The organism is Streptomyces sp. NPDC013455 (genome assembly GCF_040632975.1).
In the GTDB taxonomy this organism is placed as follows: Bacteria; Actinomycetota; Actinomycetes; order Streptomycetales; family Streptomycetaceae; genus Streptomyces.
Map to the genome: position 1 here is coordinate 71,366 of NZ_JBEYCX010000014.1, position 19,288 is coordinate 90,653.

Annotated in this window: 22 protein-coding genes; 2 read left to right on the forward strand and 20 right to left on the reverse strand. The window is 72.3% G+C overall.

The features are described from left to right. Nucleotides 1-42 precede the first annotated feature (42 nt). The 4 genes from ABZ576_RS22605 to ABZ576_RS22620 all read right to left on the reverse strand — a co-directional run bounded on the left by ABZ576_RS22605 (nucleotide 43) and on the right by ABZ576_RS22620 (nucleotide 3,978). Nucleotides 43-816 carry an isoprenyl transferase gene (locus ABZ576_RS22605; RefSeq protein WP_360743551.1) on the reverse strand — a complete coding sequence of 258 codons (774 nt, stop codon included), beginning with the start codon at nucleotides 814-816 and terminating at the stop codon, nucleotides 43-45. Nucleotides 817-1,659: 843 nt separating this feature from the next. Continuing rightward, nucleotides 1,660-2,445: a class I SAM-dependent methyltransferase gene (locus ABZ576_RS22610; RefSeq protein ID WP_360743554.1), complete on the reverse strand. Its 786-nt coding sequence runs from the start codon at nucleotides 2,443-2,445 to the stop codon at nucleotides 1,660-1,662. 4 nt (nucleotides 2,446-2,449) lie between these two features. Continuing rightward, nucleotides 2,450-2,965 carry a GNAT family N-acetyltransferase gene (locus ABZ576_RS22615; protein WP_360743863.1) on the reverse strand — a complete coding sequence of 172 codons (516 nt, stop codon included), beginning with the start codon at nucleotides 2,963-2,965 and terminating at the stop codon, nucleotides 2,450-2,452. A 107-nt stretch (nucleotides 2,966-3,072) separates the two neighbouring features. Further along, entirely contained in the window at nucleotides 3,073-3,978 is a 906-nt protein-coding gene (locus ABZ576_RS22620; protein ID WP_360743557.1) for an LLM class flavin-dependent oxidoreductase, read from the reverse strand. Nucleotides 3,979-4,028: 50 nt separating this feature from the next. On the opposite strand from ABZ576_RS22620, the gene ABZ576_RS22625 reads away from it, so the two are divergent. Continuing rightward, a complete protein-coding gene (locus ABZ576_RS22625; protein WP_360743559.1) occupies nucleotides 4,029-4,409 on the forward strand; it encodes a DUF192 domain-containing protein in 381 nt (126 codons plus the stop codon). Nucleotides 4,410-4,459: 50 nt separating this feature from the next. On the opposite strand, the gene ABZ576_RS22630 is transcribed toward ABZ576_RS22625, so the two are convergent. The 14 genes from ABZ576_RS22630 to ABZ576_RS22695 form a co-directional block, all read right to left on the reverse strand. After that, on the reverse strand, nucleotides 4,460-5,026 hold the full coding sequence (locus ABZ576_RS22630; RefSeq protein WP_360743866.1) for an OmpA family protein: 567 nt from the start codon (nucleotides 5,024-5,026) through the stop codon (nucleotides 4,460-4,462). Between the two features lie 64 nt (nucleotides 5,027-5,090). Then, entirely contained in the window at nucleotides 5,091-5,672 is a 582-nt protein-coding gene (locus ABZ576_RS22635; protein WP_360743562.1) for a hypothetical protein, read from the reverse strand. Nucleotides 5,673-5,710: 38 nt separating this feature from the next. Continuing rightward, on the reverse strand, nucleotides 5,711-6,298 hold the full coding sequence (locus tag ABZ576_RS22640; RefSeq protein ID WP_360743869.1) for a pilus assembly protein TadG-related protein: 588 nt from the start codon (nucleotides 6,296-6,298) through the stop codon (nucleotides 5,711-5,713). Further along, entirely contained in the window at nucleotides 6,295-6,492 is a 198-nt protein-coding gene (locus tag ABZ576_RS22645; RefSeq protein ID WP_360743565.1) for a hypothetical protein, read from the reverse strand. The genes ABZ576_RS22640 and ABZ576_RS22645 overlap by 4 nt, the downstream gene beginning before the upstream one ends. Nucleotides 6,493-6,617: 125 nt before the next feature. After that, complete coding sequence (locus ABZ576_RS22650; protein ID WP_360743568.1) at nucleotides 6,618-7,382, reverse strand: response regulator transcription factor; 765 nt, start codon at nucleotides 7,380-7,382, stop codon at nucleotides 6,618-6,620. 14 nt (nucleotides 7,383-7,396) lie between these two features. Continuing rightward, nucleotides 7,397-8,644 carry a histidine kinase gene (locus ABZ576_RS22655; protein ID WP_360743872.1) on the reverse strand — a complete coding sequence of 416 codons (1,248 nt, stop codon included), beginning with the start codon at nucleotides 8,642-8,644 and terminating at the stop codon, nucleotides 7,397-7,399. A 284-nt stretch (nucleotides 8,645-8,928) separates the two neighbouring features. Continuing rightward, the gene (locus tag ABZ576_RS22660; protein WP_360743571.1) at nucleotides 8,929-9,816 is read right to left on the reverse strand and encodes a DUF5936 domain-containing protein; all 888 of its coding nucleotides are present in this window, start codon (nucleotides 9,814-9,816) and stop codon (nucleotides 8,929-8,931) included. Between the two features lie 13 nt (nucleotides 9,817-9,829). Further along, nucleotides 9,830-10,774 carry a type II secretion system F family protein gene (locus ABZ576_RS22665; RefSeq protein ID WP_360743574.1) on the reverse strand — a complete coding sequence of 315 codons (945 nt, stop codon included), beginning with the start codon at nucleotides 10,772-10,774 and terminating at the stop codon, nucleotides 9,830-9,832. An 11-nt stretch (nucleotides 10,775-10,785) separates the two neighbouring features. Then, on the reverse strand, nucleotides 10,786-12,123 hold the full coding sequence (locus ABZ576_RS22670) for a CpaF family protein (protein WP_360743577.1): 1,338 nt from the start codon (nucleotides 12,121-12,123) through the stop codon (nucleotides 10,786-10,788). Between the two features lie 18 nt (nucleotides 12,124-12,141). Beyond that, the gene (locus ABZ576_RS22675) at nucleotides 12,142-12,483 is read right to left on the reverse strand and encodes a TadE/TadG family type IV pilus assembly protein (protein WP_360743580.1); all 342 of its coding nucleotides are present in this window, start codon (nucleotides 12,481-12,483) and stop codon (nucleotides 12,142-12,144) included. 1 nt (nucleotide 12,484) lies between these two features. Next, nucleotides 12,485-12,865 carry a pilus assembly protein gene (locus ABZ576_RS22680; RefSeq protein WP_360743583.1) on the reverse strand — a complete coding sequence of 127 codons (381 nt, stop codon included), beginning with the start codon at nucleotides 12,863-12,865 and terminating at the stop codon, nucleotides 12,485-12,487. A gap of 7 nt (nucleotides 12,866-12,872) precedes the next feature. After that, on the reverse strand, nucleotides 12,873-14,111 hold the full coding sequence (locus ABZ576_RS22685) for an AAA family ATPase (protein ID WP_360743585.1): 1,239 nt from the start codon (nucleotides 14,109-14,111) through the stop codon (nucleotides 12,873-12,875). A 12-nt stretch (nucleotides 14,112-14,123) separates the two neighbouring features. Further along, the gene (gene cpaB, locus ABZ576_RS22690; RefSeq protein WP_360743588.1) at nucleotides 14,124-14,828 is read right to left on the reverse strand and encodes a Flp pilus assembly protein CpaB; all 705 of its coding nucleotides are present in this window, start codon (nucleotides 14,826-14,828) and stop codon (nucleotides 14,124-14,126) included. 60 nt (nucleotides 14,829-14,888) lie between these two features. Beyond that, complete coding sequence (locus tag ABZ576_RS22695; RefSeq protein WP_360743875.1) at nucleotides 14,889-15,716, reverse strand: hypothetical protein; 828 nt, start codon at nucleotides 15,714-15,716, stop codon at nucleotides 14,889-14,891. 336 nt (nucleotides 15,717-16,052) lie between these two features. Between ABZ576_RS22695 and ABZ576_RS22700 the strand changes: the two genes are divergently transcribed. Beyond that, nucleotides 16,053-17,777, forward strand: a complete 1,725-nt coding sequence (locus tag ABZ576_RS22700) for a glycoside hydrolase family 18 protein (protein WP_360743591.1) — start codon at nucleotides 16,053-16,055, stop codon at nucleotides 17,775-17,777. A gap of 204 nt (nucleotides 17,778-17,981) precedes the next feature. On the opposite strand, the gene ABZ576_RS22705 is transcribed toward ABZ576_RS22700, so the two are convergent. Both ABZ576_RS22705 and ABZ576_RS22710 read right to left on the reverse strand, forming a co-directional pair. Beyond that, complete coding sequence (locus ABZ576_RS22705) at nucleotides 17,982-18,290, reverse strand: hypothetical protein (RefSeq protein ID WP_360743594.1); 309 nt, start codon at nucleotides 18,288-18,290, stop codon at nucleotides 17,982-17,984. A 98-nt stretch (nucleotides 18,291-18,388) separates the two neighbouring features. Continuing rightward, nucleotides 18,389-19,057, reverse strand: a complete 669-nt coding sequence (locus tag ABZ576_RS22710; protein ID WP_360743597.1) for a hypothetical protein — start codon at nucleotides 19,055-19,057, stop codon at nucleotides 18,389-18,391. Nucleotides 19,058-19,288: the final 231 nt, after the last annotated feature.

The following is a 19,288-nucleotide window of genomic DNA, read 5'->3' on the forward strand; positions in this document are numbered from 1 at the left end:
AAACGCCCCGTCACCGGGCGGCGACGGGGCGGTACGGGCGGGTCAGCCGCCGTAACGGCGGTGACGTGCGGCGTAGTCGCGCAGGGCGCGCAGGAAGTCGACCTTCCGGAAGGCCGGCCAGAAGACTTCGCAGAAGTAGTACTCCGAGTGCGCGGTCTGCCAGAGCATGAATCCGGACAGCCGCTGCTCCCCGCTGGTGCGGATCACCAGGTCCGGGTCCGGCTGGGCACCGGTGTAGAGGTGACGCCCGATCATGTCGACGTCCACGGAGTCGGCGAGCTCCTCCATCGGCACACCCTTGTCGTGGGCGTCGAGGAGCATGGAGCGCACGGCGTCGGCGATCTCCTGCCGGCCGCCGTAGCCGATGGCCACGTTGACGAGTATGCCGTCGATGTGGGCGGTGGCCTCCTCGGCCTCCTTCAGCGCCGTCTGCATCTGCGCGGGCAGCAGGTCGAGCGTGCCGACGTGGTGCACGCGCCAGCGGCCGTCGGCGGCGAGGGTGCGGACGACGTCCTCGATGATGCCGAGCAGGGGGACGAGTTCCTCCTGCGGCCGGTCGAAGTTGTCGGTGGACAGCAGCCACAGCGTGACCACCTCGACGTCGGTCTCGCTGCACCAGCCGAGGAACTCCTCGATCTTCTCGGCGCCGGCCCGGTGACCATGGACGGTGCTGGAGCCGGACGCCTTCGCCCAGCGGCGGTTGCCGTCCATGATGACGCCGATGTGCTTGGGCACCTGAGCGTGGTCGAGGTGGCCTTCCACCCGGCGTGCGTAGAGCCTGACGAGCAGGCCGCGCAGCTTGTCGCGCAGGTTCACGTAGACCCTCCGGGGGTTGGGCGCGGGAAACGGGGTGCCGGAGCCGTTGAGCCTACCGCTGTCCGGGGCGTGGTTGAGGCCCTGGGCTCCGGCCTGCGGATTTCGTGGTGATTCGCCGCCGAAGGCGGGCGGGCGGTGGCCGATCGCGCCGCCGCGAGGCGCCGGCACGGCGTCCACGGGGAGGCCGCGCGCGGTCCCCGCGGTGCTTCTGGTGCTTCCGGTGCTTCTGGTGCTTCCGGTGTCTCCGGTGCCTCCGGTGCCTCCGGCGGGTGGATCCCGGTCCCGTGGCCTGGCGGTCCGGCCCGGGAACGAAAAACGGGCCGGTCCGTGGGGGGGAGACGGACCGGCCCGAGGGGGGGTTTCCACCATAACCCTTCGTAAGGGTTCGTGGGTGCATCGGCGTGCCACAACTACTCTCCGGAATCACCCGGCAACGCCAAGGTGGCCGCGGAGAGTCGGATTCGATGGTGCTTGGCGGCCGTTTCACAGTGGAATCCCAGGGAAACCGGCCGGATGTGCATGAATTCGCAAGGATTGCGCCGTCTTGGGGTCACATCGGCGAGTTGCCCGGGGTCCCCCCGATGGGCGATGCGGCGAGCGAACGGTGACTTGACGGTTCCGCTTCGGCGCCGAACGAAGATCATCCGGCTCACGGCACCGCGCAGCCCCCTCCACTGCGCGGTACCGCCCGCGCAGCTTTGCTCACGCGAATTACCCTGGTCTGAACTTACGTGACGGCTGTGGCTCAAGTGAACCCGGTTCGATAACGATGTGGAAAACCCGGGGGAACACACGATGAACGAGCACGCTCTTTGACGCGCAGTGCCCGTTCTGCCCCTTTCCTCAGGAGCCCGTCTTGCGCACCTCGAACAGCTGCCGGGTGCTGTGCGCGACGAAAGGCCCCTCCTCCTCGATCCGCTCGTGCAGCGCCCGGAGCCGGGGCTCGTACGCCTCCACCGTGAAGCCCGGGACCATCCAGACCACCTTGCGCAGGAAGTGGACGACGGCGGCGATGTCGTGGAACTCCATCCGCAGCCGCTCCGCCCGCAGATCCACCACCTCCAGCCCGGCCGCCTGCGCGTCGGCCCGCTCCCGCTCGGGGTCGCGGGCCCGGCGGACCTCCTCCGGCTGCGGCCCGAGGAAGTACTCGACCAGCTCGAAGACGCTGCTCGGGCCCACGTGCTGGGCGAAGTACGTCCCGCCGGGCCGCAGCACCCGGGCGATCTCGTCCCAGTACGGGCGCACCGGATGGCGGCTGAGCACCAGGTCGAACGCCCCGTCCGCGAACGGCAGCGGTGCGTCGTCCGGGGCGGCGACCACCACGACCCCGCGGGGCCGCAGCAGCGCCGTGGCCTTGGCCACGTTCGGCGGCCATCCCTCGGTCGCCGCGACCAGCACCGGCCGCACCGGCTCCGCCCGGCCCAGCGCGAAGTCCAGCACCTCCCCGCCGCCGGTCTGGATGTCGAGCGCGGCCTCGGCCGACGCCAGCCGCTCCCCCGCCGACCGGGCATACCCCCACGAAGGCCGCGCCTCACTGGCCCGCCCCTCGAACCACGAGAAGTCCCACCCCTCGGTCGGTACGGCGGCTCCCTCGGCCACCAGCTCTTCGAACGAACGGTTCGCAGTCATACGGTCATGATCCCAAGGGAGCCGCCGGGAGTCCTGCCGGTTTCCCGAGCACCAGCAGCACGTGCTCGTCCGTGCCGTGCACGACCGTGCCGGAGCGCTCGAAGCCGTGTCTCTCCAGCAGCCGCACGGACGCGGGGTTGCCGGCGTGGGGGTCGGCGTACAGCGGACGTACCGGATCCAGCCGCAGGAACAGGCCGAGCGCGCGGGTGCCGACGCCACGGCCCCAGTACGGCCGCCCGAGCCAGTAACCGACGAACCGGCGCCCGCCCTGCGTCCAGGACACGACGCTCCCGGCGACCTCACCGCCGACGGTGACCGTCCGGACCAGGCAGTCGGGGTCGGGCAGCACCCGCTCCCGCCAGTGCCGGAAGAAGGCGTCGCGCGGCCGGGGCGTGAACCTCGACCGACGGACGGCCTCGGGGTCGTGCTCATAGGCGAACAGGCTCTCCAGGTCGTCGTCCGTGACGGCCCGCAGGCGCACGGCACCGCCCGAGCCGTACGCGCGGGCCTCCTGGGCCACCCCGGCCGGCTCGGTCTCTTCGCTGTCTCCGGTCTCCTCGTTCACGCCGGGCAGTGTGGCACCCGCCACTGACAACGCCCCCCGACCTGCGACTGGGCCCCGCCCCCTCAGGGCACCAGGGGCCGGACCCGCTCCGCGGCGAAGCGCACGAAGCCCTCCGGGTCGGGCTCGTCCGCCGTCGGCTGCAGTACGACGGTGTCGGCACCGGCCTCGGCCAGCCGCCGTACCGCCTCGGCGACCGCGACCGCGTCCCCGGCGACCCCCACGTCCGCCGACGCCTGTCCCTCGGCGGCGAGTTCGGCCCGCAGCCGGTCGCCGGCACCGGCCCCCGTGGCGGCCAGGAGGTAGACGACGATCCGGTGCGGGCCACCGCGTCCGGCCGCCCGCCGTCCCTCCGCCACCAGCTCCCGGGCACGCCGTACGCCGTCCGCCGAGGTGGCGGCGGTGAGGAGGGTGCCGTCCGCCTTCTCGCCGGAGAGCCGGAGCGTGCGGGGTCCGGTGGCGCCCGCGAGGACGTCGACCGGGCGCTCGGGGGGCCAGTCGAGGGCTACGTCGTCCAACCGGACGTACCGCCCGCGCACGCTCACCCGCTCCCCGCGCAGCAGGGCGCGCAGGGCGTCGAGGTGCTCACCGAGGAGGCCGAGCGGGGAGGCGGCGCGGGCACCGACCTGCTCCATCCAGTCCTGCACCCCGTGCCCCACGGTCAGGACGGCCCGGCCGGGGAACATGCGCTCCAGCGAGGCGGCTTCCATGGCGGTGACGGCGACGTTCCTGAGGGGGACGGGCAGCAACCCGATCCCGACCCGCACCCGCTCGGTCCAGGCGAGCGCGGCGGCGGCCGTGGAGACGCCGCCCTCCAGGAAGCAGTCCTCCCACAGCCACAGTTCTTCGAGCCCCGCGGCGTCCGCGGCACGGGCGACGGCGCGCAGCCGCTCGGGAGGGAGCTGGGGACGGAATACGACGCCGAGTCCTGTCATGGCGCCCTTCCTAGTGGGGAGGACGGGAAAGGACAACGCATTTAAGGGCCCGGCGAGTTGACGGCCGCGGAAGGGGAGGGCAGGGCATGGGGCGCTGGCGGGACGGGCGGGGACGGCTGGTCGTACGGACGGGCACGGGAGAGGCTCCGGCCGCCCTCGTTCCCCTGGAGATCGCCGCCTCCTACCGGGCGCGGACGCGGGGTCTGCTGGGCCGGGACTCGGTCGACGGGGCGATGCTGCTGTCGCCGGCGAGCGGAGTGCACACGTTCGGCATGCGCATCCCGATCGATGTCGCCTACCTGGACCGCCGTCTGACCGTCATCGCCGTCCGCACGATGCCCCCGGGCCGCCTGGGCCTGCCGCGCCCACGGGCACGGCACGTACTGGAGGCGGAGGCGGGGGCGATGGCGGGGTGGGGGCTGCGGGCGGGTGTCCAGGTGGCCGTGGAGGAGGGGACGGCGCCGTGACGGGGCGGGGCGGGGGGCGGTGCGGGGGCGGTCCGGGCGGCTCGCGGGGCTCACTGACGGGTACGGGGGAAGGTGACCTCGACCCGGCGGTTCTTCTTGCGCCCGGCCTCGGTGGAGTTGTCGGCGATCGGGTACTGCTCGCCGTAGCCGCGGACGTCGAAGGTGATGCCCGGGCTGTTCAGCACCTGGTCCAGTACCGCCTGTACGGCGTTGGCGCGCTGCTTGGAGAGGGTGTCGCCGTGGGCGGAGGAGCCGAGGTCGTCGGTGAAGCCGAAGACGCGGACACGGGTGGCGTTCTGTTTCCTGATCTCCTCGGCGATGCCGGTGATGCGGGCCTCGGCCTCCGCGCCGATCTTCGCGCTGTCCTTGGCGAACAGGACCTCGGCCTGGAGCGCGAAGGTCACATCGGCGTTGGTGTCCTCACGCCGCTCGTCTCCGCTCTGGTCCTCCACGACCGACTTGATGTCCAGCACCTTGGCCTCGGCGAGCGTGGCCCCCTCCGGGAGTTTCAGGTCGGGGTCCGTCGCGTCCACTCGCACCGGGGCGGTGGCGGTGGGTTCCGTACCGGGCGGTTCACTGGGACCGCCGTCGTCGGCGACGGCCACGGTCCCGGGCATACCCACGACGGCCAGGAGAACGGCGGCGGTCAGGACGAGGCGGGGTTCGGTGATCACTGGGGCCTCACCCGGAGATCTTGATGGTGGCAGACGAGAACGTCGGCAGTTGGAAGGCCACCTCGGTCACGTTCGCCGGGGGTGCCGGGAACTGCATGAAGACCGTCAGGGTGTCACCGGCCCTCAGTGTCGAGAAACCGGTGGTCGTCAGTGGGCGGCCCTCGGTGTCCCGCAGAACGTAGTACCGCTTCTTGCCCTGCGGGTCGACGAGCGTGGCGCCGCCCAAAGATCTGCCGTTCCTCAGGATCTCGGTCTCATTGCCACTCAGGGCGGAAGGGATGACGACACTGCCCGACGCGTCGTTCTTCAAGGTGCCGTTGACGGTGACGAAGCCGCCCGCATCCCGTTGAGCCGACGTGACTTGGAGAAGCAGGCCGTCCGAGCCCTTGAGCTCGGCGAGTGGCTCGTCCGACTGTCCCTCCTGAGCGCTTGGCCCGGACCCGTCTGCTCTGGAGGCGGACGCCGAGCTCTCCTGCTTCTTGCCGTCGTCACCGCTGCCCCCGCAGCCGGCCGCACCGACGACCAGACCGGCCGCAACGGACAGTGCGACCACACCTCTGCGGACCTTCGCAGCGCACCGAATGCTCATCGCTCCGCTTCCTTCGTCACTCATCGTCAGCTTGTCGGTCAGCCCAGGTGGACTTCGAACAGGTCTTCGGCTTTCGGGAGATCCGACGGCTTGTCCGGGTTCAGTTCCCAGGCCTTGTCTTTACAGGTGAGTTGCGGCAGCGCTCCGTCCTCGGCTCCCTCGCCGGAGGGGTCGAAGTCGCAGAGCGGCTCGATGACAGCGGTTGCGGAGGCAGTCGACTTGAAGTCCTTCGTTCCGGGTACGACCGAGCGGCCGACGGACTTGTCGGTCTTCACGTCGACCCGGTACTCCAGCATTTCCGGGGAGAAGCACGCGTTCACATGAGCGTTGTTCTGCGCCGCGAGTTGTTCGGCCCGCCAGCACGGGTCCTCGACCCTTGCCTTGCCCTCGAAGATGTCCTGCCATTTCGTCGGGTCGAGGAGTACTTCCACCCACTGGTCCGTAAGTTGATCGCGAGCGTTCTGAGCCGCCGCAAGCGCTGCCGCGTCAGCAGCCGTCTGTGTTCCTTCCCGGTTCACCGCGGCCTGGCCGACGGCAAGGTACGCGAGCGCAAGAAAGAGCAGGCCTGCCACCACCGTGATGTAGATGGGGAAGGCCTGCCCTGCGTCTCGGCGGGGAGGAATCAGCCGCCGGTGACCTCGGAAATCTTCTGGGTGATCGCGTCGTAGATGGACTGACCGATACTCGTACCGGTGATCGCCAGTACGATCGCCACGACCACCGCGATGATGCCGAGGTACTCCACCGCCGTCTGTCCCCGGTCGTCGCGAGCGGCACGAGCCTGCAGATACGCGACGGTGGTATTGAACCATTTGCCCACGGTCTTCCCCTCCAGCTTCGCCTCGGATCCCGGGAGCGTACGGCGGCTCGGTCCGGTTACCAGAGGGCCCCAGGGCCCAACCCCAGGCCCATTCGATGCTGTTGCTTTCTTTCCGCCACCGCATGTCAGGCCACCCCCAGCCACTTCGCCGTCGCCTGGGACCTCGTTGTGCTGTGGAGCTTGGCGAAGATGCGGTTGATGTGGTTCTTGACGGTCTTTTCGCTGATGAAGCAGGCGGCGGCGATCTGCTGGTTGGTCATGCCGGACGCGATGAGGTCCATGATCTCCGCCTCCCTCGCGCTCAGCCGGAACCCCGATCGGAATGACTGTCCCATAGGTGGTTGCATTCGCGAAAGAGTTGTGGGGTCGGAAATCGTTGTGTCGACCAGACGTTGAGGCGGTGTGTGTGCAGGTGCACCTTCCCGTAACGTGGTCAGCAACGCTCTCGCCGCGCCCGGTGTCACATGCGGCCGGCCCTCCCGGACGTCCCGCACCGCCCGCACCAACTGCTCCGTCGTGAACTCGCCGTGCACCAGGTATCCCCCCGCCCCCAGCCGCAGTGCCTCCCGCACGGTCTCCGCCTCGTGGCTGTAGGTGAGCATCATGACGGGAGCCAGCCGCACCAGGTGCGGCAACGCCGAGATTCCGTCGACCCCGGGCATGCGGACGTCGAGCAGGACGACGTCGGGCCGGTGCCGCAGCGCGGCCTCGTACGCCTCGCGCCCGTCCCTCGCCTCCGCCACCACCGTGGTGTCCGCGCGGTCCGAGAGCAGCGCCGTCAGGCCGGCGCGCACCACCGGGTTGTCGTCGGCGACCAGCAGCCGCAGCGGCGGCGGGGCCGGGGGCGGGGGCGGGAAGTCCGGCCGGGGCGTGCCGGGTGACGACCGCATGGCGGCTCCTCCTCTCAGGCGGTCCGGGACAGGGGCGTCGACGCCGCGGGCGGGGGCGAGGGGCCGACGCCGGCGGGGGGCCGCAGGGGGACGTCCAGGCGTACCTCGGTGCCGCGGGCGTGGGCACCCCTGCCGACGCGGATGCGGGCGCCCGCCTGCGCCGCCCGTTCGACCATGCCGAGCAGGCCGAAGTGGCCGGACTCCCGGAGCCGTTCCAGGGTGGTGCCGGGCGGGAGGCCGGTGCCGTCGTCGTGGATGGTGAGGCGGAGCAGGTGGCCGTCGGCCGCCGCCCGGACGTCCACCCGGGTCGCCGACGCGTGCCGGTGGGCGTTCTCCAGGGCCTCCGTGGTGATCGAGAGGAGGAGGCGGGCCACGGGGGGTGGCACGGGCGGCAGGCCGGCGGGGGCCCCGGCATCCCAGTGGCAGATCACCGGCAGTCCCGTGCGGCGCGTGAAGTCGGCCGCCCGGCCCGGCAGGTCCCGCCAGAACGGGGGCAGGACCCCGGTCTCCGGCTGGTCCCGCCGCAGGTCCGTCAGCAGTTCGCGGGATTCCGCCGCCGCCCTGCGCGCCGAGCGGGACACCAGCTCCGCCTGTTCGCGCACGCGGGACGGGTCGGGCTCCGCCGCGGCGGCCGTGGCCGCCAGTCCGTCCGCCGCGAGGGCGACGCCGTACAGGGTCTTGGCCACGGAGTCGTGCATCTCGCGGGCCAGCCGGGCGCGTTCCGCGCTCACCGCCTCCGCCGCCGCCAGGCGGGCCTGGACGGCCGTCAGGGCCTGGGTCGCGGCGCCGAAGCGGAGCATCAGGTTGCGCAGGGTCGAGCCCATGGCGCCGGCGATGACGCACAGGCCGGGCAGGAGCAGGGCCTCGGCGACGGGCGCGTGCCGGTCCGCCTTCAGGGTGGTGTGGACCAGGAGCAGGATCAGGGCCTGCAAGGAGGCGAAGCCGGCCGCGCCGCGCCAGCTGTAGACCAGGCCGGCCAGCAGCGGGGTGCAGACGCCGACGTAGGCGAGGGTGGTGTCCGGGCCCGCCGAGATCAGCAGGAAGGCACCGAAGAGAGTGTCGGCGGCCAGCAGGCTGGGGTGGCGCAGCAGGAGCGGGCCGAAGCGTTCCCAGTCGCGGAAGAGGACGTAGGACACCATGAAGGTGACGACCACGGCCGCGCCGACCAGGCGCGCGCCCAGGCCGGGGGCGGCGTTGAGGAGGGCGGCGGGGGCCGACAGGACGATCATCGCCAGGCGGAAACCGAAGACCTGGCGGCACATGGCCTGGAGGGCACTGATCTGCAGCTTCTCGGAGGGCTCGGTGAGCGGAGCCGCGGCCGCCGCCCGGGCCGTACGCCTTCCCCGCTCCCTGCGCACCGGCCCCTGCCCGGCCGCCCCGTCCCCGGTGGGCCCCGCCCCGCCGCGCTCCCGGTCCGTCGCCCCGTGCCGCGTTCCCCCCGGCCGGTGGGCGAGGCGGGCGCCGGTCTCCCGGAGCCGGGTGGCGAGGCGGTGTCCTCGCGCGCGCTCGCCGCGTCCCGTCAGGCCCGTCGCCGTCATGGCCGTCCTCACTTCCCCGTGAGCGAGCCGAAGTCCACGCCGGAGCCGAGGAGCAGGCCCGCGCCCAGCAGGAGCATCGTCGCCGGGACCATGAAGGTGGTGATCATCAGCGTGGCCTTGGGCACCGCGCGGGCGGCCTTGCGGCGGGCGTTCTGGGCGTCGGTGCGGCGCATGTCCCTGGCCAGGGAGACCAGGGTGTCCACGATGGGCGCGCCCAGCTCCTCGCCCTGCTGAAGGGCCGTGACGAACATGGCCACCTGTTCGGAGTCGTTGCGCCGGCGCAGTTCCGCGAAGGCCTGACGGCGGCTCATGCCGAGGTCCATCTGGCGCAGGGTGATGCGCAGTTCGTCGGCCCACGGGCCCTCGTAGCGGGAGGCGACCCGGTCCAGGGCCTGGCGGAAGCCGAGGCCCGCGCTGACCACCACCGCCAGCACGTCCAGGAAGTCGGGCAGGGTGCGCTCGATGACGTCCTTGCGGACCCGGATCGCCGACCAGATGCCGACCTCCGTCCAGAACGCGCCGAAGAGCAGCAGGAGCAGCGCGACGAACCACTGGCCGCGGAGCAGGAAGACCAGGCAGCCGACGGCGCCGAGCGCGCCGTAGACCGCGCGGCGGGCCGCGTAGCGGTCGATGGTCAGGCCGCCGGGGTTGCCCGCCAGGTCGATCCTCCTGCGGTACCTGGCGACCAGGCGCGGGCCCATCAGGCGCAGCACGGCGGGGGCGTAGCGCATGCCCATGCGGTCGACGACCGAGCCGACCGCGCCGGTGCGGGTGGCGCCGACCTCCAGGGCGACGGCGAGGTCGGCGGGGAGCCGGGCGTCCGCGCGGTACATGCGGATGCCGGCGAAGACGCCCCAGACGCCGAGGCCCATCAGCAGCGCGAGGAGGAGTTCCATCACGGCCCGGCCCTCACACGTCGATCCGGCTCAGGCGCCGGATCAGGACGAAACCGACGGCGTACATGGCGAATGCGATGATCACGCACGCCTGGCCGACCGGTGAGCCGGTCATCCGGTCCAGGGCGCCGTCCTTGACGCCGTTCATCAGGAACAGCGCGCCGACACCCAGGACCGGGACGGCGTACGACGTCATGGTCACCTGGGAGAGCTGGGTGCGGATCTCGCGGCGGGTCTCCTTGCGCTCCTCCAGGGTCTCGGTGAGGTTGCGCAGGGCGGAGACCACCTGGCCGCCCGCCCGGTTGGACAGCACCAGCGTCGTGACGAGGACGACCAGTTCGCGTGAGGGCAGGCGGTCGGCCAGTTCCCCGAGCGCGTCGTCCAGCGAGTGCCCGATGGCCAGCTGGTCGGCGACCTTGGCCAGTTCCTGGCCGGCCGGGGCCTCCAGCTCCTCCGCGGCCATGCCGATCGCGGTGCGCAGGGCGAGTCCGGCCTGGGTGGCGTTGGCCAGGATGCGGGCCAGCTCGGGGAGCTGGTTGATGAAACGCTCGATGCGTTTCTGCCGCTGCCAGTTGAGGAACTGGACGGCCGCCCCGACGCCGAGCAGTCCGGCGATCGGGCCGAAGAAGGGCGCCAGGGCGGCCTGGCCGATCAGCCAGAGCGCGGCGACCGTGGCGAGCAGGGCGGCGAAGAACTCGCCCGGTGTGACGTCGAGGCCGGTCGCCGCCAGCCGCAGCTCCAGCCACCGGCCCGGCCGGGTACGGCGCAGCCGCCGGTCCAGGGCGGGAAAGCGCCGCCTCCGGCCGGCCCCCGGCGGCGCTCCGCTGTGCGCGAGGCGGTCCACGAGGGCGGCGCGCCGGGCCCGGCCGGAGGCGTAGGCGTGCACGCCGGCCACCGCCAGGACGCAGGTCAGCAGCGCCACGCCGGTGGTGAGCTGGACGAGGGTGTGCAGTTCCATGGTCCTGGGTCCTACCTGGCTTCTCGGGTGGCCAGCTGGTCGGCGGTGCGGGCGACGCCGAAGGCCGGCGGGACGGGCTGGCTCGCCATGTAGAGGCGGTCGGCGGTGCGGCGGGGCAGCGGGAAGTACCGGAAGGCGCCGTGCACCCGGCCGTCGGGGGTCATGGGCCGGGCTTCGAAGCGGGCCACGGTGGCCAGCCGGTACGGCTCCCCGCCGTGGCTGTCGAGCAGTGCGATCTCGGTGATCCGGCGGGCGCCGTCGGCGAACCGGGTGAGCTGGACGAGGACGTCGACGGCGCTGTTGATCTGGTCGTGCAGCGCGACGAAGGGGACTTCGACGTCCGACATGGAGGCGAGGGTCTGGAGCCGGGTGAGGGCGTCCTCGGCGCTGTTGGCGTGCACGGTCGCCAGGGAGCCGTCGTGGCCGGTGGACATCGCCTGGAGCATGTCGAGGGACTCGCCGCCGCGGACCTCGCCGACCACGATCCGGTCGGGGCGCATGCGCAGGGAGTTGCGGACCAGGTCGCGGATGGTGACCTGGCCCTTGCCCTCCACGTTCGGCGGGCGGGACTCCAGGCGGACCACGTGCGTCTGCTGGAGCTGGAGTTCGGCGGAGTCCTCGATGGTGATGATGCGCTCGTGCGGCGGGATCAGCCCGGACAGGGCGTTCAGCAGGGTCGTCTTCCCGGTGCCGGTGGCGCCCGAGACGATGATGTTGAACTTGGCCTGTACCAGGCCCGCCAGCAGGTACACCATGTGCTCGTCGAGCGAGCCGAAGCCGATCAGCTCCTGGAGGGTGAAGGAGCGCGGGAAGCGGCGGATGGTGAGGATGGGCCCGGTGAGGGACAGCGGCGGGATGATGACGTTGACGCGCTCGCCGGAGGGGAGGCGGGCGTCCACCATCGGGTTGGACTCGTCCACCCGGCGGTTGACCGTGGACACGATCCGCTCGATGGTCTGCATCAGCTGGTCGGCGGAGACGAACCGCAGGGGCAGCTGCTCGACGCGGCCGCCGCGTTCCACGAAGATCGCGTCCGGTCCGTTGACCATGATCTCGGTGATCGAGGCGTCCTCCAGCAGCGGTTCCAGGATGCCGAGGCCGAGCGCCTCGTCCACCACCCGGCGGATCAGCTGCGACCGCTCCACCGTCGACAGCACCGGGCCCTCGCGGCTGATGATGTGCCCGAGCACCCGTTCCAGCCGCGCCCGGCGTTCGGCCGCCGCGAGCGAACTCATCTCCGCGAGGTCGATCTCCTCCAGCAGCTTGGCCCGGTAGGAGGCGACCAGATGCCCGTCCTCGCCCCGGCTGCCGTGCTCCTCCGGGGTGCTGATGCGTGCCCGCAGACTCATGGGCTGGGTTCTCCTCGGTCAGTGGTCGAGCGGCATGGTGGCGGACTTGGTGGCGGTGCCGAGGTCCCAGACGATGGTGGGGATGTGGACGGTCGCGGTGACGGTCACGGAGTCGCCTCCGCCGCCGGCCGAGCACGCCACCTGGATCCCGCCGCTCACCGCGTCCGCGCACGCCCGCGTGTACGACTGCTCCAGCGACGCCGCGCGCGCCCCCGCCCGGGCCGCCGTAGCCGCCTGCTCGGCCGCGTACGCGACCGCCCCTATCTGGATCCCGGCCAGCCCGGCGATCAGCAGGACCGGGACGAACCCCAGGTACTCGATGGCGACCTGGCCCCGGTCGCGTCCACGGCGGTACGACATGTCAGCGCTTCGCCTCCTCCACCGCACCGGCGTGCCCGTGCACGGTGACCGGAAAGTCGATGAAGCCGGGGAAGAGCACGGGGACCTTGAGGGACACGTCGGCCGTCACATAACCGGACCCGCCGCACCGTTCCACGCCGGCACCCCCTCGCCACGCACCCGACAGATGCTCCAGCGCCGCCTGCTCGCACACCGCGAACCGCTCTCCCGGCGGCACCGCCGTCCCGGCCCGCACCCCCTCGTCCGCAGCATTCCCCGCGAGCGTGAAGGCGTACCCCACGAGTACGGCCTGCCACATCAGCACCAGTGTCAGGACGATCAGCGGGGTCATGCCGAGCAGTTCGACACTGACCTGCCCCCGGTCCCCGTCCGGCCGTTTCATGGCGCGCTCACTCCTTCCGCCGCCGGAAGACCGCCGGTCCCCGCGCGGCTCCCCGGTGGGAGCCGCCCTCGGCCTCGCCCTTGACCAGCCCCAGCTCGCCGGCGAGCGCCCACAGCGCCTGCCGCACGGTGCTCCGGGCGTCCAGTTCGTGGACCCGGCCGGCGTCCACGACGCCCTGGAGCTCCTTGAAGTTGGCGGGGACGGTGGTCCGCGCCAGTGCCGTGCCGGTGATCCGCTGCACCAGCGCGGGCTGGATCTCCGTAGCGCGGGTGTGCCGGTTGACGACCACGGTCGTCTCCTCGGCCTTGCGGATCTGGAGCCGGTCCCACATCCGTACCGTCCGCTTGGCCGCGCGTACGGAGATGACGTCCGGGGTGGTGACGAGCAGGGCCGTGTCGGCCGCCTCCACGGCCGCGGCGCCCGCCCCGCTCAGCTGGGCGCCGCAGTCGATGACGACGACCTCGTAGCGCGAGCGCAGCGCGCCGAGCAGCTGGCGGGCCGCGCGGTCGGTGACCTCTTCGCCGCGTTCGCCCTCGCCGGGCGCGAGGAGCAGCGCGAGGCCGGTGTCGTGCCGGAACACGGCGTCGGCCAGGACGCGCGGCGAGATGTCGGTGATGGCGGCCAGGTCGGCCACCGAGCGGCGGAACTGGACGTCCAGGTAGGAGGCGATGTCACCGGTCTGGAGGTCGAGGTCGACCAGCGCGGTGGGCCGGCCGGAGGCCTGGGCGGCGAGGGCCAGCTGGAGGGCGGTCAGGGTGGCGCCGGTGCCTCCCTTGGCGCCGCTGACGGTGACGACCGTGCCGCCGGCCCCGCCGAACACGTCGGCGCCGTGGCCGAGGTGCCGTCGTACGCCCGTCGACCACTGGGCGACGGCCTGGACGCGGTGGGCGAGTTCCTCGTACGACAGCGGGAGCGCGACCAGGCCGCGGGCGCCGGCGTCCATGGCGGCGGCGAACAGGCCGGGGCTCGTGTCCGTGGTGACGAGGATGACGCCGACGGCCGGGAAGCGCAGGGCGACCTCGCGGATCAGCTCGAGGGCCGGGACCGGGCCGATGCGTTCGTGGACGACGACGACCTCGGGGAGTTCGTCGACCGACTCGGCGGCGAGCCGGGCGAGGGTGTCGGCCAGCTGGGTGGAGTCGGTGAGCGGGGGCTGCGGTTCGGCGTCCGGGAGCTGGCTGAGCAGGGTGGTGAGGGAGCGGACGGCGTCCGGGTCCGCGCCGGCCGGGAGGATCCTGGTGGGCATGCGGGCCGCCTCTCACTTGTCCGTCGCGAGTTCGTAGGTGCGGTCCTCGTCGGGGACGCCGGTCTGGCTGCCGGGGGCCACGAGCGCGAGCCGGACGCGCTGGGCGAAGGACTCGGCGTAGGTGACGCGCTGGGCGTCGATGGTGGACAGCGCGAAGGTGATGGGGACGGCTTCGGCGGTCTGGCGGCGGTTGTCGTCGTCGGGCTCCAGGGCGGTGATGCGGCCGACGTCCAGGACCCGGGCGTTGGTCACGATGATCTTCGACTGGTCGGGGTCGCCCTCCTTCTCGCCCTCGAAGGTGGCGTAGACGTTGACGCGGGAGCCGGGGGTGATCTTTCCGGCGACACCGGTCGCCGCGTCGATCATGATGGCGACCTCCTGCTGGCCGGCCTGGAGGGCGGGCCGGTCCACGATCATGTCGGTCTGGAGCAGGGAGCCGGGGTGGAGGGTGGTCACGGCGATCTTGCCGCGGATCTGCCGGAGGTCGGTCACGGCGTTGCCGGACAGCCACCGCCTGGGCATCCTCGTCTTCTCGAACTGGTCCGTGCTCAGCGCGGTGTACGGCCGCACCTCGGACCTGACCCGGTATGCGGTGACCTCGGGCCCCACCTTGGTGTTCACGTCGTGGACGACGGAGAGCACGCCGGCGAACGCGCCCAGGGCGCACAGGGCCGACAGGATCAGGAGTATCACGCCGCGGCGCTGACGGGAGTTCATGAGCCGTGCAACCTCATCGGGGGGATCGGTCGGGCGGGGCGGGGGCCACGTGCGTCGGGGTCAGGCGGGCGTCCGCGCTTCGAGGGCGCGGGGGGCCGGCGGTTCGTACGCGGGCGGCCCGGCGGAGCAGAAGACGCAGCGGTCGCCGATGACGTCGATGCCGCACCAGTGACAGCTGGTCTGCCGTACGGAGGTGACCAGGTGGTAGAGGACCGAGAGGTCGGCGAGGTAGCCGCAGAACTCGACCATGCGGCCGGTCCCCCACCACACCGCGGACTCGGCGGGCAGCGCCGTCTCGCGCAGCCCGTGCACGCCCCACCGGGTGCCGAGGCCGGCGGCCCAGTCGCCGGGCAGCTGCCCCTTGGCGAGCAGCAGCCAGGTGCTGAAGTCGGGCCCCTTGAGGGTGGCGTCCGGCGTGACCTTGACGAGCTGGGGCTCGGGGTGGGCGAGGACGGCGAACTGGCTGCCCGGCACCCAGGACCTGGCGTGCGCCTTCAGGCCGACGGGGACCCGGTCGAGCCTGGCGACGGAGCCGAGGACGGCGCCGGCGTGGATGTAGTGGGTGAGCAGCCGTCCGGCGGAGGCGAGCACCCCCGGGCCCAGGTCGCAGGAGGCGAGCTGGCGCAGCTGCCGGGCGAGGACGGCGATGCCGAGCGGCGGCAGTTCCGGGCGGAACAGCGCGATGCGGTCGCTCTCCAGCAGCGAGCGCAGGGTGTACAGCCGCCGGACGATCGGCTCCGGGGTGGCCTGCGAGCACACGACGACGACGTGTCCGTACTGCTCGGTGAGCGCGTTGAGTTCGGTGAGGGCCTGGTCCAGCGGCTTGCGGTCGAGGCCGTCCAGCACGACGGCGGGCATGGTCCGTTCGTCCTGCGCCGGCAGTGCCATGTCGGCACTGGTCACGGCAATGGCAGTTGGCACGCGCAGCTCCCCGCTCTTCACACCCGCCGGTCCGCCGGGGTGACTCCCGGGCACACGGGCGACTTCATTGCGTGACTACCTGAGCACTGTATCCACGGCCGTATGACCGGAGAACAGCGTTCGGGAAGCCGGTGTGGAACTCTCCCGGCGCAAGTCCCGCCAAACCCGGACAGGTTGAGCCGGCAACAGCAAACGGTTTTGGTCTGTACCTCTTGACACCCGGATTGGTCTGGACCAACTTAGGCGCAAGCGGTGGCCACCGCCCTCTCCTCTCCTCCCCGCCAACTCCCCACGGAGGTCCCAGTGGACCGCGCAGAAGGCATACCCGCACCCCGCAGACGGCGACTCGCGGCGTGGTCCGCCGCCACCGCCCTGGCCCTGTCGGTGGCGGGCCTCGCGGCGGCCGGCCCCGCGTCCGCGGCGGACGTCAACAACGTCCGCAACGCGGGCTTCGAGTCGGGCCTGACCGACTGGACCTGTTCGGCCGGCAGCGGCACGACGGTCTCCTCCCCGGCGCACGGCGGCTCCAGCGCCCTGAAGGCGACCCCGGCGGCCCAGGACAACGCCCGGTGCAGCCAGTCGGTGGCGGTCAAACCCAATGCGACGTACACCCTGAGCGCCTGGGTGCAGGGCGGTTACTCCTACCTCGGCGTGACCGGCACCGGCACCACGGACGTCTCCACCTGGACCCCCGACACGACGTCCTGGAAGCAGCTGTCGACGACCTTCACCACGGGCGCGTCGACGACGTCCGTCACGGTCTACACCCACGGCTGGTACGGCCAGGCGGCCTACTACGCCGACGACGTCTCGGTCTTCGGCCCCGACGGCGGCGGGGGCGGCGACCCGGCCCCGACGGTCCCGGCGGCACCCGCCGGCCTCGGCGTCTCCGGCACGACCTCCTCCTCGGTCTCCCTGGCCTGGTCCGCGGTGTCGGGCGCGACCGGCTACAACGTCTACCGGAACGGCACCAAGGTGACGGCGGTGACGGGCACGTCGGCGACGGTGACCGGCCTCGCGGCCGCCACGTCGTACTCGTTCCAGGTCACCGCCACCAACGCGGCGGGCGAGTCGGCGAAGTCGGCGGCGGTGACGGCCACGACGGCCTCCGGCTCGGGCGGCGGCGGGGGCGGGGGCGGGACGCTCCCCAAGCACGCGGTGACCGGCTACTGGCAGAACTTCGACAACGGCGCGACGGTGCAGAAGCTGTCCGACGTGCCCTCGGCCTACGACATCATCGCCGTGTCCTTCGCGGACGCGACCTCCACCCCGGGAGCGGTGTCCTTCACCCTGGACTCCGCCGGCCTGCGCGGCTACACGGTCGACCAGTTCAAGGCGGACATCAAGGCCAAGCAGGCGGCCGGCAAGAAGGTCGTCATCTCGATCGGCGGCGAGAAGGGCACCGTGTCGGTGAACGACGCGACCTCCGCCACGAACTTCGCGAACTCCGTCTACGCGCTGATGCAGACGTACGGCTTCGACGGCGTCGACATCGACCTGGAGAACGGTCTGAACGCGACGTACATGACGCAGGCGCTGCGCGCCCTGTCGGCCAAGGCGGGCTCGTCCCTGATCATCACCATGGCCCCCCAGACGATCGACATGCAGTCGACGTCGAACGCCTACTTCCAGACGGCGCTCAACGTGAAGGACATCCTCACGGTCGTCAACATGCAGTACTACAACAGCGGTTCCATGCTCGGCTGCGACGGCAAGGTGTACAGCCAGGGCACGGTCGACTTCCTCACCGCCCTGGCCTGCATCCAGCTGGAGGGCGGCCTGGCCCCGTCCCAGGTCGGCCTCGGCGTCCCGGCCTCCACCCGGGCGGCGGGCGGCGGCTACGTCTCGCCCACGGTGGTGAACAACGCCCTGGACTGCCTGACGGCCGGCACCAACTGCGGCACCTTCAAGCCCTCCAGGACCTACCCCGGCCTGCGGGGCGCGATGACCTGGTCCACGAACTGGGACGCGGCGTCCGGCAACGCCTGGTCCAACGCGGTGGGAGCCCACGTACACGCACTCCCGTGACCTGACCACCACACCCCCGACGGCGCCCGGGCCCCGACGGCCCGGGCGCCGTCACGCGTCCGAGCGCCGCCGTCCCGCGGAGCACGACGCGGCTCAGCACCGGTCTAGGGCGCACCCTTCACACCAGGGCCGGCGTGGACACAGGCGCGGCGCCGTCCCGCCCCTGGTGTGGGGTGGGCGGCGCCGCGGTGGGGTGTCGGAGTGTCAGCCGGGGAACGGCTTGCTCTGGTCGTTCTCCGCCTTGATGCACGCGTCGAGCTTGCGCTGGAGGGCGTTGGCGTCCGCGAGGGCCCTCCTGGCCGCCTCCGTCTCGCCCAGCTGCTTCAGCTTGGCGGCCTTGTCCTTGAGGGCGGCGATCTGCCGGCGCAGCTCGGTCTTGTTGCACGTGATGGAGGCCTTGGCCACCACCGCGTGCCGGCCGGCCGGCATGGTGGCGTGCGCGGGCGCCGACGTGACGAGGAGACCGCCGGCGATGGCCACGGAGACGGCCAGGGCGGAAATGCGGTTGGTCATGGGTATGTCCCCCAGGTGGAGCGTGAGTTGGTCGGGGTGGAGTCTACAAAGCAATGCTACTGACCGGTAACCGCACCCCCCGCTGCGACACGCCCCGGCTACGGCGTGTACACCTGCCGCAGGCTGTGGATGGCCCCGTCGTCGCCCGTCCCGTACCGGAACACCAGGCCGGCGTCGGGGTGCGCCTCCAGCCAGTCGATCAGTTCCTGGACACCGATGCGCCGGCTTCCGGCGCTGTCGGTGATGGGCGTGGTGGCGGTGACGTACGCGGCCTGGTCCATGGCCCAGCGGCTGTCCTCGCCGTCCGTGAGGAACTGCCTGCCGTCGGTGTCCCCACCGGGGCACCCCCATGCCCCGTGCCGGATGACGAGGTTCACCTTCCCGGTGCTCGCGGGCAGTTCCTCGACACGGTTGACGACGATCTCGTCCGGGTCGACGTGGTCCGGGTCCGGCGCCTCGGTGGCGCAGCCGGCGGCCGGTGCCGCGGTGTCACCCGTTCCGCCGGTCCTGGACGCGGGCTCCGCCGCCGGCGTGCCGGCGCCTCCCGTCGCCGCCGCCTTGTCCGGCGCGCCGCCAGTGGTCCCCTTGCCCGCCGTCACCCCGCCCTGTCCGCCGGAGGCGCCGGGCGCCGCGCTCGCCGTGGCGGCGGAGCCCGGTGTGCCGTCGGCCGCCGCGCCCGAGCCGTCGCCCTGGCAGCCGGTGAGCGCGGCGGCCAGCGCGACGGCCGCGCACGCGAGGACGGCGGGTCTGAGGCGATGCGTGTTCATGTGGGACGTCCCCCCTGTTCACGGGCGGCCCGACCGGCCGCACCCGGATCCGGACCGTAACAACGTCCTGCCCGAGCCGCACCGGCCGGACCCTGCTTGTCACCGACTCCGGACAGTGCCGTCACGGGGTACGGATCATCATGCGAGGGGGGCGGGTGGGGACGGGGCGTGCCGGGCCTTCGGTGGCCCCCGGGGGCGTACGGCACCGGCGGATGGGAGGGGGGCGGGCCG